This window comes from Streptomyces sp. NPDC016845 (assembly GCF_044332585.1).
Classification (GTDB): Bacteria; Actinomycetota; Actinomycetes; order Streptomycetales; family Streptomycetaceae; genus Streptomyces.
The window spans coordinates 40,344-56,561 of sequence record NZ_JBIRPI010000015.1 but is presented as its reverse complement, the minus strand read 5'-3'; the positions used below and the strand labels follow the sequence as shown (position 1 = coordinate 56,561).

At 71.4% G+C, this 16,218-nt stretch carries 19 protein-coding genes and 1 pseudogene; 9 read left to right on the top strand and 11 right to left on the bottom strand.

Annotation, left to right across the window (positions count from 1 at the left end; translation table 11 throughout):
- The first annotated feature begins 261 nt into the window (after positions 1–261).
- Positions 262–4,431, top strand: coding sequence for a SpoIIE family protein phosphatase (locus tag ACH4RC_RS28935; protein WP_398206115.1), 4,170 nt, complete (start codon positions 262–264; stop codon positions 4,429–4,431).
- Positions 4,431–4,727 (top strand): STAS domain-containing protein, encoded by a 297-nt coding sequence (locus tag ACH4RC_RS28930; protein ID WP_398206114.1) that lies wholly within the window; start codon positions 4,431–4,433, stop codon positions 4,725–4,727. Before ACH4RC_RS28935 ends, ACH4RC_RS28930 begins: the two co-directional genes overlap by 1 nt.
- Before the next feature lie 89 nt (positions 4,728–4,816).
- Here the strand turns inward: ACH4RC_RS28930 and ACH4RC_RS28925 are convergent, their stop codons facing one another.
- The 3 genes from ACH4RC_RS28925 to ACH4RC_RS28915 all read right to left on the bottom strand — a co-directional run bounded on the left by ACH4RC_RS28925 (position 4,817) and on the right by ACH4RC_RS28915 (position 6,107).
- Complete coding sequence (locus ACH4RC_RS28925) at positions 4,817–5,215, bottom strand: VOC family protein (RefSeq protein WP_398206112.1); 399 nt, start codon at positions 5,213–5,215, stop codon at positions 4,817–4,819.
- 66 nt (positions 5,216–5,281) lie between these two features.
- The gene (locus ACH4RC_RS28920; RefSeq protein ID WP_398206111.1) at positions 5,282–5,725 is read right to left on the bottom strand and encodes an ATP-binding protein; all 444 of its coding nucleotides are present in this window, start codon (positions 5,723–5,725) and stop codon (positions 5,282–5,284) included.
- Between the two features lie 40 nt (positions 5,726–5,765).
- On the bottom strand, positions 5,766–6,107 hold the full coding sequence (locus tag ACH4RC_RS28915) for an STAS domain-containing protein (RefSeq protein ID WP_398206110.1): 342 nt from the start codon (positions 6,105–6,107) through the stop codon (positions 5,766–5,768).
- A gap of 336 nt (positions 6,108–6,443) precedes the next feature.
- On the opposite strand from ACH4RC_RS28915, the gene ACH4RC_RS28910 reads away from it, so the two are divergent.
- The 3 genes from ACH4RC_RS28910 to lepB all read left to right on the top strand — a co-directional run bounded on the left by ACH4RC_RS28910 (position 6,444) and on the right by lepB (position 8,469).
- Positions 6,444–6,881: a hypothetical protein gene (locus tag ACH4RC_RS28910; protein ID WP_398206108.1), complete on the top strand. Its 438-nt coding sequence runs from the start codon at positions 6,444–6,446 to the stop codon at positions 6,879–6,881.
- 85 nt (positions 6,882–6,966) lie between these two features.
- Positions 6,967–7,611, top strand: a complete 645-nt coding sequence (locus tag ACH4RC_RS28905) for a class F sortase (RefSeq protein WP_398206107.1) — start codon at positions 6,967–6,969, stop codon at positions 7,609–7,611.
- Between the two features lie 132 nt (positions 7,612–7,743).
- Entirely contained in the window at positions 7,744–8,469 is a 726-nt protein-coding gene (lepB, locus tag ACH4RC_RS28900) for a signal peptidase I (protein ID WP_398206106.1), read from the top strand.
- 156 nt (positions 8,470–8,625) lie between these two features.
- On the opposite strand, the gene ACH4RC_RS28895 is transcribed toward lepB, so the two are convergent.
- Complete coding sequence (locus ACH4RC_RS28895; RefSeq protein WP_398206104.1) at positions 8,626–9,222, bottom strand: TetR/AcrR family transcriptional regulator; 597 nt, start codon at positions 9,220–9,222, stop codon at positions 8,626–8,628.
- 140 nt (positions 9,223–9,362) lie between these two features.
- On the opposite strand from ACH4RC_RS28895, the gene ACH4RC_RS28890 reads away from it, so the two are divergent.
- The gene (locus tag ACH4RC_RS28890) at positions 9,363–10,133 is read left to right on the top strand and encodes an SDR family NAD(P)-dependent oxidoreductase (protein ID WP_398206103.1); all 771 of its coding nucleotides are present in this window, start codon (positions 9,363–9,365) and stop codon (positions 10,131–10,133) included.
- A 104-nt stretch (positions 10,134–10,237) separates the two neighbouring features.
- On the opposite strand, the pseudogene ACH4RC_RS28885 reads toward ACH4RC_RS28890, so the two are convergent.
- Both ACH4RC_RS28885 and ACH4RC_RS28880 read right to left on the bottom strand, forming a co-directional pair.
- Positions 10,238–10,405 (bottom strand): annotated as a pseudogene (locus tag ACH4RC_RS28885) (MFS transporter); the annotation flags it as partial.
- 69 nt (positions 10,406–10,474) lie between these two features.
- Positions 10,475–11,302: an SAM-dependent methyltransferase gene (locus ACH4RC_RS28880; protein ID WP_398206102.1), complete on the bottom strand. Its 828-nt coding sequence runs from the start codon at positions 11,300–11,302 to the stop codon at positions 10,475–10,477.
- Positions 11,303–11,527: 225 nt separating this feature from the next.
- Between ACH4RC_RS28880 and ACH4RC_RS28875 the strand changes: the two genes are divergently transcribed.
- Together ACH4RC_RS28875 and ACH4RC_RS28870 are read left to right on the top strand one after the other, a co-directional pair.
- The gene (locus ACH4RC_RS28875) at positions 11,528–11,806 is read left to right on the top strand and encodes a hypothetical protein (RefSeq protein WP_398206101.1); all 279 of its coding nucleotides are present in this window, start codon (positions 11,528–11,530) and stop codon (positions 11,804–11,806) included.
- A 120-nt stretch (positions 11,807–11,926) separates the two neighbouring features.
- Positions 11,927–12,178 carry a hypothetical protein gene (locus ACH4RC_RS28870; RefSeq protein ID WP_398206099.1) on the top strand — a complete coding sequence of 84 codons (252 nt, stop codon included), beginning with the start codon at positions 11,927–11,929 and terminating at the stop codon, positions 12,176–12,178.
- 84 nt (positions 12,179–12,262) lie between these two features.
- Here ACH4RC_RS28870 and ACH4RC_RS28865 read toward each other — a convergent pair whose 3' ends face one another.
- The 3 genes from ACH4RC_RS28865 to ACH4RC_RS28855 all read right to left on the bottom strand — a co-directional run bounded on the left by ACH4RC_RS28865 (position 12,263) and on the right by ACH4RC_RS28855 (position 13,978).
- Positions 12,263–12,409: a hypothetical protein gene (locus tag ACH4RC_RS28865; RefSeq protein ID WP_398206098.1), complete on the bottom strand. Its 147-nt coding sequence runs from the start codon at positions 12,407–12,409 to the stop codon at positions 12,263–12,265.
- A gap of 17 nt (positions 12,410–12,426) precedes the next feature.
- Positions 12,427–12,966, bottom strand: coding sequence for a 2'-5' RNA ligase family protein (locus ACH4RC_RS28860; protein ID WP_398206096.1), 540 nt, complete (start codon positions 12,964–12,966; stop codon positions 12,427–12,429).
- A gap of 103 nt (positions 12,967–13,069) precedes the next feature.
- On the bottom strand, positions 13,070–13,978 hold the full coding sequence (locus tag ACH4RC_RS28855) for a LysR family transcriptional regulator (RefSeq protein WP_398206095.1): 909 nt from the start codon (positions 13,976–13,978) through the stop codon (positions 13,070–13,072).
- 82 nt (positions 13,979–14,060) lie between these two features.
- Here ACH4RC_RS28855 and ACH4RC_RS28850 point away from each other — a divergent pair, with 82 nt between their 5' ends.
- Positions 14,061–14,960, top strand: coding sequence for a DMT family transporter (locus ACH4RC_RS28850; protein ID WP_398206093.1), 900 nt, complete (start codon positions 14,061–14,063; stop codon positions 14,958–14,960).
- A gap of 11 nt (positions 14,961–14,971) precedes the next feature.
- On the opposite strand, the gene ACH4RC_RS28845 is transcribed toward ACH4RC_RS28850, so the two are convergent.
- Entirely contained in the window at positions 14,972–15,166 is a 195-nt protein-coding gene (locus ACH4RC_RS28845; RefSeq protein WP_398206092.1) for a hypothetical protein, read from the bottom strand.
- Positions 15,163–16,044 carry an SDR family oxidoreductase gene (locus ACH4RC_RS28840; protein WP_398206091.1) on the bottom strand — a complete coding sequence of 294 codons (882 nt, stop codon included), beginning with the start codon at positions 16,042–16,044 and terminating at the stop codon, positions 15,163–15,165. Before ACH4RC_RS28840 ends, ACH4RC_RS28845 begins: the two co-directional genes overlap by 4 nt.
- Positions 16,045–16,218: the final 174 nt, after the last annotated feature.

Genomic DNA, 16,218 nt, shown 5'->3' with positions numbered 1-16,218 from the left:
GGCCGGCTGGATGACATGCGGGTCGGGCGGCAGTGCGCCGGCGCGAAGCGCTGGACCGCCGTCATGCGCTGCCTTCCGCCCGGTGCCGACCGATGTGACTGCCGCCTTCAGGCACGGCCGTCTCATCCTACGGCCCGCGTCGAAAAGGCTTCCCGGCGGGCGCAGGAATTCTCTTCTTCAGGGCATAGGACTTCACGGCACAATGGAGCGGCCCGCAGGGTGCGATTCCGCCGGGGGCCGGGGCGAAGGAAAGGGTGTTCAGTGACACGTGCGGACGACGGCGAACCGAGCGTGCCGTCGAGGGCCGGGGGCGACATCTTCGCGGCGGAGGAGAGGGTCGGCCGGGATCTGTCCCGTGTGGACTGGTCGGCGACCTCCCTCGGCGAGCCGGAGAGCTGGCCGCAGAGTCTGAAGACGGCTGTGAGCATTCTGCTGTCGTCGAAGTTCGCCATGTGGATGGCCTGGGGCCCCGAGCTGACGTTCTTCTGCAACGACGCCTACCGCCGCAACACCCTGGGCCAGAAGTACCCGTGGGCGCTGGGCCGCGCCTCCAGCGAGGTGTGGGCGGAGATCTGGGACGACATCGGGCCCCGTATCGACACCGTTCTGACGACGGGTGAGTCGACGTGGGACGAAGCGCTGCTGTTGTTCGTGAGGCGCTCGGGTTACGTCGAGGAGAGTTACCACACCTTCTCCTACAGCCCCTTGCGCGATGACGCCGGTGCCGTGGTCGGCATGCTGTGCGTGGTCAGCGAGGACACCGAGCGTGTCATCGGCGAGCGCCGTATGGCCACGTTGCGGGATCTCGGCTCCGATCCGAGCGTGGTCCGCACCGAGCAGGAGATGCTCGACTTCGCCGGTGAGCAGCTCGACCGCAACCCGCACGATCTGCCGTTCACCCTGACCTACCTGCTCGGGGACGACGGCAGCGCCGCTCTCGCCGCGACGAGCGGCATCCCGGCCGGCCACCCCGCCGCACCGGACCTCCTCCCGGCAGGCGCCGAGACGCTGTGGCCGGCTGCCGCCGCGGCCCGCGGAGAGAGCACCACGGTGCTCCTCGACGGGCCGCCGTTCGCCGCTCTGCCATCCGGGGCGTGGGCCAAAGCACCCGGTCAGGCGTTGGTCGTGCCCTTGCTGCAGCAGGGCGGTGCCCCGTACGGGTTCATGGTGGCCGGTCTGAACCGCTACCGGGCGCTCGACGGGGACTACCGCGGCTTCGTGGAACTGGTCGCCGGGCACGTCGCCACCGGGATCGCCAGCGCCCGCAGCTACCAGGCCCAGCAGCGCCGGGCCGAGGAGCTCGCGGAGCTGGACCGGGCGAAGACCACGTTCTTCTCCAACATCAGCCACGAGTTCCGCACCCCTCTCACCCTGATCATGGGGCCGCTCGAAGGGCTGCAGGACGAACTCGCCGACGCGGCTCCCCGCGTGCGCGAGGAACTGGACGTCATGCACCGCAACGGGCTGCGCCTCGGCAAGCTGGTCAACACCCTCCTGGACTTCTCCCGCATCGAGGCGGGCCGGATGCAGGCCAGCTACGAGCCGGTCGACCTGGCCACGGTCACCGGCGAGCTGGCCAGCGTCTTCCGTTCCGCGATCGACAAGGCCGGCCTGGACTTCGACGTCGACTGCGCACCGCTGCCCGAGCCCGTCCACATCGACCGGGGCATGTGGGAGAAGATCGTCCTCAACCTTCTCAGCAACGCGCTGAAGTTCACCTTCGAGGGCTCGATCCGCGTCACCGTGCATGCCGAAGGCCCCGAAGCCGTGGTGAACATCCACGACACCGGTATCGGCGTGGCCGCCGCAGAGATGCCACGGCTGTTCGAGCGGTTCCACCGCATCGAGAACGCACGCTCACGCTCCAACGAGGGCAGCGGCATCGGTCTGGCCCTGGTGAAGGAGCTGGTCACCCTGCACGGCGGCACCATCACCGCCGACAGCACCGAGAACGAGGGCACCCGCTTCACCATCCGGCTGCCCTTCGGCCGGGCCCACCTGCCCTCCGACGCCGTCCGCCCCGACGACGACGGCACGGGCTCCGCGCTTCACGCGGCCGACCCGTTCGTACAGGAAGCCCTGCGCTGGCTTCCCGACAAGCAGGCGCCCTCCGAGGACGAGGATGCGGCTGATCACGCCGACGCACCGCCGGCCACCGCTACGCAGACAGCCGCCCTCGCCCGGATCCTGGTCGCCGACGACAACGCCGACATGCGCGAGTACCTCAGCAGGCTGCTGCGCGGCGCCGGCTACGAGGTGCACACCGCCGACGACGGCCGCCAGGCGCTGGACGCGATCCGGGACGACGCCCCCGACCTGGTGGTCAGCGACGTCATGATGCCCCACCTGGACGGGCTGGCCCTGGTCGGTCTCCTGCGCAACGACCCGCGGACCGCGTCCGTGCCGGTGCTGCTGCTGTCCGCCCGCGCCGGTCAGGAGGCATCCATCGAGGGGCTGCAGGCCGGCGCCGACGACTACCTCGTCAAGCCGTTCGCGGCCGCCGAGTTCCTCGCCCGGGTCCGCGCCAACGTCGAGCTGGCGCGGCTGCGCAACCACCACGCCCGATGGCGCACGGCGCTGGTCGACTCCCTCCAGGAGGCCTTCTTCGTCTGCGACGAGGAGGGTGCCGTCATCGAGATCAACGCCGCCTTCACCACCATCCTCGGCTACGACACCGACCACCTCCCCTACCAGCCGATCCACCCCTGGTGGCCCGACGCCGCCACGGACCCCGAGGCCCACCGGCAGGTCGCCGACGCCTTCGCCACGCTGCTCGACCGGAGCCGGGGCAGCTACACCATCCCCGTCACCCACCGCGACGGCCACCGGCTGTGGGTCACCGCCACGTTCAACCAGGTCCGGGACCCCGACACCGGACGCTCCGTCGTCGTCGGCACCTTCCGCGACGTGAGCGCCGAGCACTACGCCATCCAGCGCGAGAGCGCCCTGGCGGCCCTCAGCACCTCACTCTCCCGGGCCACCAGCCTCTCCGAGGCGGTGACCGGCGCACTTGGTGAACTCAGGGAGCTGTGGCGGGCCCAGCGCGTCACGGCCGCCGTCTTCGACCACGGCGACGAACCCACCCTCACCTCCACCGACCCCGCCCTCACCTGGCAGCAGCTGTCCACCGAACGCCGCCGCACCCTCGCCGAACTGCGCCGGCAGGCACCACTCACGCCCCTCCTCGACCAGGGCGGAGCGGGGATCTCCCTCGAATACCCCGACGGTCCGCTCGCGCTGTGGATCGACCTCGGCGAGAACCGCCCCTTCAGCGGCGAGGACGAACTCCTGCTGTCCCTGCTGGCCGGGCACCTCGCCCAGGGTCTCGCCCGCGCCCACCAGATCGACCAGCAGCGCGAGACGGCCATCGCGCTGCAACGCGCCATCCTCGGCCCTCCCCAACTGCCCGCCGGATTCGCCGTCCGCTACGAGCCCGCCACCCAGCCCCTGGAGGTCGGCGGCGACTGGTACGACACCGTCACCCTGCCCGACAGCCGTATCGGCATCGTCGTCGGTGACTGCGTCGGCCGCGGTCTGGAGGCGGCCAGCGTGATGGGGCAGCTGCGCAGCGCCTGCCGCGCCCTGCTGCTGCAGGACGCCAGCCCCGCGCAGACCCTCATGGCGCTCGACCAGTTCGCCGCGGGTGTGCCCGGAGCCATGTGCACCACCGTGTTCTGCGGTGTCCTCAACGCCGAGACCGGTCAGCTGACCTACTCCAGCGCCGGGCACCCGCCGGGGATACTCGTCCGCCCCGACGCCACCACCATCCTCCTCGAAGGCGGCCGGTCGCTGCCCCTGGCCGTCCGGCCCGGCAACCCGCGCCCCGAGGCCACCTGCACCATCCCGGCACGCTCCACCCTGCTGCTGTACACCGACGGGCTCGTCGAACGCCGCCGCCGCCCGCTCAGCGCCGGGATCGCCCAGGCCGGCGAGGCTCTCCAGGACGGCCGCGACACCGCGGTCGACGACCTCGCCACCGACGTCATGTCCCGCCTGGCCCCAGCCGACGGCTTCGACGACGACGTGGCCCTGCTCCTGTACCGGCACCCGGCGCCGCTGGAGATGTCCTTCCCCGCCGAGTCGGCGCAGCTCGCACCCGTCCGCAAGGCCCTGCGCAGCTGGCTCGAACAGTGCGAACTGCCGCCGACAACGGCGCAGAACATCTTGGTCGCCGCAGGGGAAGCCTGTGCCAACGCCATCGAGCACGGGCACCGCGACGCCCCCGGTGACGTCGTCCATTTCCGTGCCGAGGCGTTCGTCGACAACCTGCGCCTGACGATCGCCGACACCGGTCGGTGGAAGACCCCCCAGCCCGAGCTCAACACCCACCGCGGCCGCGGTCTGAGGCTGATGCGTGCCCTGATGCAGCAGGTCACCGTCGTCCCCGGACCGGCCGGCACCACCGTCGACATGCACACGAGGATCGCCTGATGACTACCCCTCTGACCCTCACGCCCGGCCGGCAGGCGGACGGCGCCGCCGTGTTGACCGCGGTGGGCGAGATCGACATGAGCAACGCCGCCGAGCTGGCCGCCGCGATCGAGGACACGTCCGGCGCTCTCGTCCTCGATCTCAGCGGCGTCGAGTATCTCGACAGCGCGGGCCTGAGCGTGCTCTTCCCCCACGCCGACCGCATCCGGCTCATCGCCAACCCGCTCCTGGCCCCGGTCCTGGCCATCTCCGGCCTGACCGACCTCACCGCCACGGCCGAGCCTCCGGCGAACTGACCGGCCCGGCGCGGGCTTGAGCGGGGCCTCGGCGAGCGCCGGTCCATCGGGGCTGAGCCGGCCGCTCAGGCCCCCGCTCAGGCCCTCGCTCAGGCCCCCGTGCGCAGCGCCAGCCATTCCTGGAGTTCGATCAGGTTTCCCTCCGGGTCCTCCAGGTAGGCGACCCGCATCCGGTCGCCCATCGGGCCCGGTTCCCGGAGGAACTCCGCGCCGCGCGCGGTGAGCGCCTTGTGGGTCGCGTCCAGGTCGTCCACGCGGAGCACGACCAGCGCCCGGTGGCCTTCCCCCTCCGCTTCCAGCCGTTCCAGCACACCGGCCATCCGCGCACGGTCCTGCAGCGCGATCGCGGCGTGTCCGGTGTCGGGGCCGAGCTTGGCGTACGGGCCGTTCTCCGCCTCGACCTGCGGCTTCAGCCCGAGTACGTCCCGGTAGAAGCGGTAGACGGCGCTGAAGTCGGACACCAGCAGGCGTATCTGGGTGAGTTCCATGCCCTCATTCTTCACGCCCGGCGCCGCGGAAGCGCCTCAGCGGCCCGGTCGCCCAGCGGGTTCGCGTCAGCCCATGGGCAGGTAGGCGGTGATGGTCTTCCCGCTGCCGTCGGAGTGCGCGTCCACCGAGACGCTCGCGGCCAGCTTGCGCACCAGCGCCCAGCCGAAGCCGCCCGGTTCGGCCCGGGGCCCCTCGGAGGTGACCGGCAGGGCCGCGCTGCGGTCGCTCACCTGGATCAGGACGCAGCCGCGTTCGTGCCACACCCGGAACGAGGTGAGGCCGCTGCCGTGGCGGCGCGCGTTGGAGACCAGCTCCGAACAGATCAACTCCGCGTCGGCCACCCGCTGTTGCACGGAGTCCGGCGCCTTCCCGGCCTCCGCCGCGCAGGCCAGCACGACGTTCCGCACCTGCTCCCGCGCCCGCGCGCCCGACAGATAGGTGGCGTCGTCGGCGGTGTCCCGGGGCAGCTCGCGGTCGCCGCCGCGCCCCGCCCCCATCACTGGGACCACGCGCTGGTCCGGGCCCCGGCCGGGGGCCTGCACACCGTACTCACTCCGTACACCCCTGATCCTCGCAACCTTGCCCCGGCGGGTCCATGAGGAGGCCCAGGGTCCCCGTCTCCGTCAGCAGGCGCCGCACGCCGACGCTGAGCGGCCCGCGCACGACGAGCCGACGCTGCCGGTCGTTCTGTGTCCGCCATGCTTCGAGCAGTGCGTGCAGGAGCGTGGAGTCGGCGAAGCGCAGGCCCGCCACGTCCACCACCACAATCTCGGGCGCGCCCGCCAGCGCCTTGGTCAAAGCCGCTGTCAGGGCAGGCCCGGTATCGCCGTCGCACTCACCCGTCAGGGCGATCACCGACTGCTCCGGGCCTTGGTCAAAGGTGATTCCCACCGACGCTCGCACGGCGCCATTCTGTCACCGTCCGTCGGCTGACGCCCCGACGGTCCCGTCTTCCGGACAGCGCCGGACAGCGACGGCCGGACGATCCCGATCCGGACACCTCCGCACACCTCGCGGACTACGCCCGTTCGGCGCACCCGGGACGACTTCACCCGTTGGCCGGAGCCACCCCATCTGGCCTGCGACGTTGCCCGCACCGACGCGCCCGGGAAGACCGGAACCGACACGGCGTGTCGCGCACCATCGGGGCGAGCGGGTTTACCTCCAGCCAGGAGCCCTTCACAGCGGCCTACGGTGTGCCGCGGGCTCTTCCTCTGGAGGAAGTACATGCGTTCGCTGAAGATAGCCACCGGCACCGTCCTCGTCGGCACCGCTCTGCTGTTCGCCGCGCCGACGGCCTCGGCATCCGACACCCGGTGCGACCCGGCCACCGCCTCCGCCCAGGAGGCGGAGACCGCGTACAAGTCCGCCCTGGCCGACTACCAGAAGACGATCGACAACGGCGGTCACCCCGGCCAGGCCGAGAAGGACAACGTCGACCAGCTCAAGCAGAAGGCCGACTCCACCGCTTCCGAGGCGCAGCGCGTCTGTGGCGACACCGTCATGAATCCCACCCGGAAGCCGACCGGTGCGATGCACACCGGCACCGGCTCCACCGACCTGTTCGGCACCCCGGCCCTGGCCGCCGCCGGCGGTCTCGCCGTCACCGCCGCCGCGGGTGTCTACCTGCACCGCCGCACGGTTTCCGGCCGCCGGCAGCACTGACCGCCGGCCCGGTGACCGGGCGCCGCCCAGGGCTCTCTCTGGGCGGCACCCACCTCGACGACGACACATCTCGGGAGGGCGGGACGTGGCCGCGCACCCCACATCCAGGTTCAAGTCCCGCGCCGCGGGCTGCATATGGGCGCTGCTCCTGATCGGCAGCGCGGCTGTCGCCTTCGGCTTCACCGGCCTCGAGCAGAGCGAGGAGCCGCCCCAGCCGCCGCGACGCCACAGCCAACGCACCTCCGCCGCCGCCCCCGCCGCACACCCTCTGCGGGCGTCGCGGCCCACGCGCGTACAGATCCCCGCCCTCCGCGTCGACGCCCCGCTGACCGGCCTGCGCCTCGCCGACGACGGCCGTCTGGACGCGCCCCCGAAGGACGACCCTAAACTCGCCGGCTGGTGGAGTGACGGCCCCTCCCCCGGCAGCCGGGGCACCGCCATCATCGCCGGACACGTCGACCTTCCCTCCGGCCGCGCCGTCTTCTACGACCTCGGCACCCTCCGACCGGGCATGCACATCGATGTGCCCCGCCAGGACAAGGTGACCGCGCGCTTCACCATCGACGCCATCGACGTCTACGACGCCGCCGACTACCCCGACGACAAGGTGTACGCCGACACCGGCCGCGCCGAACTGCGCCTGATCACCTGCGGCGGCGGCTACGACCACGCACGCGGGCAGTACAACGGCAACGTCGTCATCAGCGCCCATCTCACCGGGAGCCGGTGACAGTCCCCGCCGGGCGTGGCGGGCCGCAGACTCGGCGACCGTGACGTTCTCGCACCTCCGCGCGCTGAGTCGGAGGAGGGGCGAGAGACCTCTCACGAGTACGCCGCAGGGCGGGGACATGGGGATATGGGGATGACGTTGACGCAGCACCGAAGACCGGGTCGCGGGCTGAGAGTCGCCGGCTGGATACTCGCGCCGCTCGGGGCCGTGCTGCTGCTGGGCGCGATCGCCGGGATCGTGCACGGCGGCGGCCCGGCCTACGAGCGGGTCACCGTCGCGAGCGACGCGATGCGGCCCACCTTCGGCCCGGGCGACCGGCTGATGATCGAAGGCCTCGGCGAGAACGGGATACACCGGGGGGACGTCGTCCTCGTCCAGATCCCCGGCCGGTACCGGGGCGCACCGGTCCTGCAACGGGTGATCGGCCTGGGCGGGGACCATGTGAAGTCCCCCGACGGTACGCGCGTCCTGGTGAACGGCAAGGAGCTCGACGAGCCGTACGTCGAGCGAGACGTGTTCGGTGTGCCGACTCTGCCCACGTACGACGTGACCGTCCCGGCCGGGCGGCTGTTCCTCCTCGGCGACAATCGGCCCGACTCCTACGACTCACGCTTCTTCCTCGGCGATCGGTCGGGCACCGTCGCCGCCTCCGGGGTACGCGGCCGAGTGCGGGACGGAGAGGGCACCCTGCCGCTGATGCTGCTGGCCCTCGCTCTTCTCGGAGGACTGTCGCTGCTGTGCGGGGCCGGTCTCGGCATCGGGGGCCACGTAGCGGGGCGGCGCGCCCGGACCCTGGGTGCGGGGCTGCCGCCGTGGCCGACAGACCCGTACGGCAGGGACTGGGGCGCGAGGAAGTAGCTCCGGGCTCCGGCGGCTCTTCGACGAACGCGGCGTCGACGAGCGCGCGGGGTCGTCGATCGCTGGAGCGCGCCAGCGCCGTGGAGACACTCGCGTGAGCGGCCGGCCGAGCACCGCGCCGCGCTGAGAGCAGCTGAGAGCAACCGGCTCAACCCCTCAGGCGAAGGACCGCAGATGCTCGATCCCGGTGTCGAGGGCCGCCCTGAGATGGGTCGAGTCACCGGTGGACATCATGATCGTGACGCCGCCCTGGACCCCCGCGAGCAGGGCGGCAGCCGTACGGTCCGTGTCGAGGCGGGGCGATGCGAGGCCCTTGTCCTGCATGGCGCGGACTCCGCGGGCGAGTTGCTCCTGCCACTGCCGCATCAGCTCGGTGACGATCGCCTGCGCGCCCGGACTCGACCGCCCGACCTGGAGGAACAGTGCGCCCAACGGGCAATGGTCGCCCTGGAGTTCATAGCGCTCCACCACCACGTCCCGCCATCGCTGCCATGATTCCCACGAGTCGAGGCGGCCCAGGTGCGGCTGCTGGTCCTCGAGCACCCGGTCGGCCTCGAACTGGGCCACAGCGAGGAGCAGGTCGTCCTTGCCGCCGGGAAAGTAGTGGAACAGCTGGCTCTTGCTGGTGGCGGTACGGTCCCGGATGTCGTCGAGCCGTGTGAAGGAAACCCCCTGCTCGCGCAGCACCTCGGCCGCACCCTCGACAATGCGGGCGCGGGTGGCCCGCCCTTTCGCGGTCAGCGTCTCGCCCATGCCGGCCCTCTCTCCAGAGACGTACGTGGCAACGGTACCCCTGTTCTGGACTTGCCAGTCCATTTTCGGCGGAGCACCGTAGGCATCACGCGACAGAGCGCACGCCACACAGAACACGGACCGAACAGGGAGAGCACGCCATGACTGGACGACTGCACGGCAAGACAGCACTGGTCACCGGGTCCACCAGCAACATCGGTCAGGCCATCGCCGAGGTGTTCGCCGCCGAGGGCGCCCACGTCGTCGTGTCCGGGCGCAACACGGAACGCGGAGCCGCCGTCATCGCCGGAATCCGCGCCTCGGGCGGCCGGGCCGACTTCGTGGCAGCGGACCTCGACGGCAGCGCGGAGGCGTCCCGCGAACTCGCCGGGCAAGCCACCGCGGCCCTGGGCGGCCGGATCGACGTACTGGTCAACAACGCCGGCATCTATCCGTCCCCCGGCACCACCGACACCGACGAGAAGACCTTCGACCACGTCTACGCCGTGAACGTGAAAGCACCGTTCTTCCTCACCGCCGCCGTTGCCCCCGCCATGGCCGCCGCAGGCGGTGGCACGATCGTCAACCTCGGCTCCTGGATCGCCCGCCTCGGTGTCCCCGCGGGCGCGCTCTACAGCTCCACCAAGGGCGCCATGGAGACCCTGACCCGTGCCTGGTCGGCGGAGTTCGGCCCCCAGGGCGTACGCGTCAACGCCGTCTCCCCCGGAGTCATCCTGCCTCCCTCCCCGGAAGGCAGCGACCCCCACCAGGGCCAGGTCATGATGCACGGCACCCCGGCCGGAACCGTGGGCACACCCGCCGCGATCGCCCACGCAGCCCTGTGGCTGGCGAGCGACGAGGCGTCCTTCGTCCACGGCACCGTGGTGGACGTGGACGGCGGACGAACGGGGGTGGCGGTGATCGCGGCGTAGCCCGAAGCCCGTAGCCCGTAGCCCGTGGTCGGCTCGGCGAGGCCTCGGTCGCCTGCCGCGCGGCGGTTGGTGCGCGGCAGGCGACTACCGTCTCGGCGAGTGGACGGCCGTCCGGTGGTCAGCGGATGCTGGTTGCTCACGTGCACGACCTGAACCGCGAAGTCCAGCACCACCACGCCGACGACGAGCAGCCACAGGGACCGGGTCAGCTGCGCGGTCGCGGCCCAGGAGACGCGGAGCAGGGCGAGCGCGAGCCCGGCCATGGCGAGTGCGGAAGGTGGAACAGAACGGGGTCGTCGGTCGCACGGCGGTACGTGAGTGACTCGGGTCAGCTCGTCTCCCTACGGCTTCCTGGCCACACCGCAGAAGTGCGTCACGTCCACGATGCCGGCCGCCGCCGATCTGTCGTTGCGCCAGCGCGAGCACGAGACGACGCCGGGATCGAGCAGTTCCACGCCTTCGAACAGCCGCAGCAGTTCCGTACGGGTGCGCAGCGTCATCGGGGCGGAGCCCTGGCCGTTCCAGTAGCGCACGGCTTCTGTCATCGCCTCGCCGTCCACCTCGACGGTTGGATGGGAGATGACCAGATAGCTGCCGGACGGCACAGCGTCCAGGAGCTGTTGCACGATCGCCCGGGCCTGGTCGGTGTCCGTGATGAAGTTGATGACGCCGAGCATCGTCAGAGCGACAGGCCGACGGAAGTCCAGTGTCTGAGCGGCGCGTTCGAGGATGATCTCCGGGGAGCTCAGGTCGGCCTCGATGTAGTCCGTGGCCCCCTGGGCGGTGCTGGTGAGCAGGGCCTGGGCGTGCCGGAGCACGATGGGGTCGTTGTCCACGTACACGATCCGGGCGGTCGGGTCGTGCCGTTGGGCGACCTCATGGGTGTTGTCGACCGTGGGCAGTCCGGCGCCGATGTCGAGGAACTGCCCGATGCCCGCCTCGGTGACGAGGAACTCCACGGCCCGCGCGAGGAATTTCCGGTCGGCCACGGCGGACCGGGGCAGGGCGGGTACGAAGCCGAGGATCTGCTCCCCGACCTCCGCATCGACGGGGTAGTGGTCCTTGCCGCCCAGCCAGTAGTTCCAGATCCTGGCCGAGTGCGACACATCGGTGCGGAGTTGGGCCGCGATGGTGGGTTCTTCGTCGCGGGACATCGACAGGTCCGACATACCTGGGTCCTCCTCAACCTTCGATCACTTGATCGGTTCTGCTTCAATCTAGCCGCCCCCTGTCCCCCGGGCATCGTTTTCTAAGTCGGCGCTCGGCAGGCGGGGTTGAGCGGCCGGCAGGGCTGCGTGCTCGGCGTGGATCGAACCGTGTCCGGCAGCCGCCGACGGAGGTACGGCACTCTCAGTGGCACGTCACCCTCTTCGGCGACGGCCTATCGTTGAGCGGTGACATGGACCGAAGCCGAGTATCTCGACTATCTGCAGTCCGAGCGGCGCGCTTATGCATGGGTGATGGAGCATCACGGCGGGCTGGCGCCGAAGGAGGCCGGTGAGGCCGCCCTGGAACGCTACCCGTACGAGCCGGCCGAGGCCCCGTACCGCGGGCTGGTATTTCACGACGAGGCGTGGCACTGGGCGATGCTGGCGGTCCATGGCGATCGGTACACAGTGGAACACCCGGAGCTGATCGATCCGTCACCTGGCTACCTGGCCCTTGAGCACTGACGGCCGATCCGGCATCCACCACGACCCCCGTGCTCGGCCTGCGAGCGAACACGTAGGTGCTGAAGCCCCGACCGCCCGCCCTCGCGCGCCGATCCGCGTGATCCGTACGATCCGATGGTGATGTCTCGTCTCCTTCCCACCCTCCGACGCCCGGCCGTCGTCGCATCGATGGCCTTCTTCGGCTTGTGCCTGCTGGCCTGGTGGGCGGTGCAGCCGGTCGGGCCCGACTGCCCGACGCTGTCCTCCGATCCGTACGGTTCCACCTTCGACTCCTCGCAGATGGCCACGCACTATCACTCCACCCTGTCCAGCGGCGAGGACTGCATGTCGGGGAGCACGCATCCGCGCCTGTACGACTGGTTCGGCCGATGACGCGCCACTCCCCCGACGACCTTCCGCTCCTGTCGGCTGGCTGAGCGCGGTCGTGGAGTCATGGTCGGCGGGCGGCATTCGGCGTCAGCCGGGCGGCTGCGGCGTCAACAGGCCGTTCAGGGCGGCCGATTGCAGCAGGAGGATGGTGTTGCCGTCGGTGATGCGTCCGTCGCGCGTCATGGCGAAGGGCACAGGGGCGGCGAAGAAGTGGAGGCGTTCGGGACCACGCACGGTCGCAATGGGCCGTGTCAGGCCAGCAGTTCCACCGTTCGCCGTACGGAGTCGTAGCTGCGGGCCTGTGTGAAATTTCCCTCCCACGGCTCGGCCAGCTCCACGGGCAGCAGTTCGTCGGGCCAACAAGCGGCGGCGGAACGCGATCTGCCGAGGGTGAGGTGCGGAGTCCAGCTCCCGGGGGCGTGCAGAGGATTGCGGTTCGCGCCGCCATCGCTCTTGCCTTCGCCGTCTGTGTGCAGCTGCTCCCACACCTGCCGGTGAATCGCCGTCAGTTCAGCGCCGGGAACGACGCGCCAGGCCAGTACCCGGGTCCGACCGTCGAAGCGGAGCACGCCCTCAAGGCGCAGGGGCACAGGAAGCGCGCTCAGAGTCCGTGCGAGTGCGCGCCACCCGCCTGGCGGCAGCTCGGCCGACGTGGCCAGGGTCAGATGCGGCCGGTTGGTGGGGTGGTGGTGGCCGGCCTGGCTGGGCAGGCCGGTGGCGGCGAGCGCGCGCCAGACGCCGACCACCCGTTGCTCCGTCACGCGATCGACCAGCAGCTCCACAGTGTGCACCGCGGCAGCTTAGGGTCCAGCGCTCGGGCAGGGCCGCAAGGTCCCGCGCCGGGCGGGTCGGCGCCGAGCGGCGCCGGGTACCTGGAGCGGACCTGCCGGGTCGTCAAGCGCCGAGTGCCCCGGTCCGCTCGGCCTTCGCCGCGGACACCAAGCCCTCCAACAACTCGACGGCGCGCCGGACGGCCGGGTGCCGCGCCACCGATTCCTTCACCGCGAGGCTGAGATACCGCACCGGGGTCGGGGACACCAGCGCGACGGTCGTCAGCTCCCGCGGCAGTTCGCCGATGCCGAGCGCCGGTACCACCGTCAGCCCGATGCCCGTCGCCACGAAGGACATCGCCGTCCGGTAGTCGTGCGTCTCCACCACGAAGCGCGGGGCGAACCCGGCCTGCGCGCAGGCGTTGAGGAGCACCTGGCGGCAGGCCCCTTCGCGGAGGTCGTTGTCCACCCAGTGCCGCTCGGCGAGGTCCGCCAACGCCACCTCCGGCAGCCCGGCGATCGGGTCGTCGACCCGGACGACGGCGAAGTAGGGGTCCTCGGCGAGCCGGTGCACGCGAACGGCCCCGGCATGCTCGGCGCCCGACTCCTCGACGAAGATGTCCAGGTCCGGGTCTCCCGGGGTGAACTCGGTCAGCAGCAGATCCAGCCGGAGCTCCGCGAACTCGGTCCGCAGCGCGGCGACGACCGGCGCCAGCAGCGCCGCACCGGCCGAGCTGAAGTAGCCGACCGAGAGACTGCCCACCCGGCCGGCCCGCAGGTCCCCGACCACCCGCTCGACCCGGCCGAACGCCTCGAACAACGTGTCGGCCTCAGCCGCGAGGATCCGGCCCGCCGCGGTGGGCTCGATGCCGCGACCGGAGCGTTCGAACAGCTGCAGTCCGGTCTCCCGTTGCAGGGTGGCGAGCTGCTGGCTCACCGCGGAGGGGGTGTAGCCGAGCGCGGCGGCGCTCGCACGGATCGAACTCGTCGCGACGACCGCCCGCAGCACGCGAAGTCGGGGAATGTCCAGCATGCGCGTACCGTACAGCCGCGCTTAACGAACGTACAGAAGTCGTCGCTTGTCCTGTACACAGGGGGCGGCCGAGGATGGCCAAGTGACCGATCTGCGCGAGACCACCCAGCCCATCGCCACCAGCACGAACGTCGGCAGAACCGCGGCCGCCGCCGGGCTCGCCGTCGTGCTGTGGGCCTCCGCGTTCGTCGCCATCCGAGGCATCGGAGACGCGCTGTCCCCCGCGCCGCTGGCACTGCTGCGGCTCGGCGTCGCGGCCGTCACGCTCACGGTGCTCGCGGTGGTCAGGGGGACCGTCCGGGTCCGCGTGTCCCGCAGGGCGTTCCTGCTGATCGCGGCCTACGCCGTGCTGTGGCTCGCCGGCTACACCGTCGCTCTCAACGCGGGTGAGCAGCATGTCGACGCCGGGACCGCGGCCTTGCTGGTGAACATCGCGCCGCTCCTTGTCGCCGTCGCCGCCGGCAAGTTCCTCGGTGAGGCCTTCTCGCGATCGCTCGTCGTCGGCTCGCTCGTCGCGCTCGGCGGCACCGCGATCATCGCGGCCGGAGCGAGCGCGCAGCGCGACTGGGCGGGTGTCCTGCTGTGCCTGCTGGCCGCTGTGCTCTACGCCGCGGGTGTCATGGTCCAGAAGGTCACACTCCGCCACGTCGACGGATTCACCGCGATCTGGCTCGGCTGCGTCGTCGCCACGGCCGTCCTGCTGCCCTGGGCGCCGCAGCTGGCCGGCGAGGTGCGGGAAGCGCCGGTGGGAGCGGTCCTCGCCGCCGGCTACCTGGGCGTGTTCCCCACCGCGATCGGCTTCACCGCCTGGGCCTACGCGCTGCGCCGCATGAACGCCGGCCGGCTCTCCGCCGTGACCTACGCCGTCCCCGCTGTATCGGTACTGCTGTCATGGCTGCTGCTCTCCGAGATCCCGACGACGTACGGGCTGGTCGGCGGCGCGCTCTGCCTGGCCGGGGTGGCCCTCTCCCGGCGCCCATGAGGCGCTGCGCGTCAGGCGGCCGGTCCCGAGCGGAGTCGCCGTACGTCCCGCACGAGCGCGTACGAGGCTCCGAAGAAGATCGCTGCTCCGACGCCGACCCACAGGGCCGACGCTCCTGACCGGTGCTCACGAACGGCGAAGGTGAGCAGAAGGGCGCCGGCAAGAACGCCGAGGGCCGAGATGAAGGCGCTGATGCGGTGGGTCACCGGGGCATCATCGCCGAACGCCTCGGCGTGCGGGGAGAAGATCCCGACGTGGCTTCCTGGCCGCCGAGAAATTCCCGTGCGCCGCGCAGACGGGTGCGCAGTTGTCGCTGCGTGGCCCGGCTGTCGAGGCGCACGTCGAGCCCGCCGGGCAGGCCGCTGTCCGCGCGTCGCCCGGTGGGCAGCCGCTTCGGGTCCAGACCGTCGCGCTCGGCGATCAGCACACCGAGTTCGTGGCGGCTGACGGCCTCCGGCCCACCCAGGTGGCACACGCCCCGGGCCTCGTTCCCGGCGAGCTCCCACACCGCGGCGGCCAGGTCGTCGACGTGCACGGGACAGCGGATGTCGTCGGTGAACACGACGCCCGTGCGCACGCCGTGGACCAGGTCGTGGACGACGCGCTCGTGCTCGGAGGCGCCGTCGCCGATGATGAGCGACGTACGGGCGACAACGGCGTCCGGAGCGAGGAGACGCACCGCGGTCTCGGCCGCGGCTTTCGCCGCTCCGTACGGGGTGAGCGGGTCGGGCGAGCAGCTCTCCGCGTACGGCGAGGCACGGCCGGAGAAGACGGCGTCACTGGAGATGTGCACGAGGCGCGAGCCATGCGCCTTCGCCGCCCGCGCGAGACGGCCGGCGCCTTCTGCCGTGACGCTCCAGTCGGCCGACCGGCTCGCCGCGTTGATGACGGCCCTGGGCGCGAGTTTGTCGAACAGATCCGTGATGGCGGCCGGGTCGCGCAGGTCCAGCTCGTGCCAGTCGGCGTCGGCCGCGGTGCCGGGCCGAGTGGCGTACGTGGCGGTGACGTCCCGGCCCGATGCCTGTGCGTGGCGTACCAGTGCGCCGCCGAGGAAGCCGCTCGCGCCGACGATGAGAGCTGTCATGGTCGATCACCGTAGCGGTACCACCTGCCAGATGTTTCAGCTCCGGCAGCGTCCGGTCTTGGGGGAATCGGCCGGATAAGTGCTTGCGCCCGGAAGCCGGCCCGGGGGCAGGAGTACCGTCCCCCTGGGCCGGAGGGCGGCGGAACCGAAGCGGCGTACGACGGGGTGCGTCCT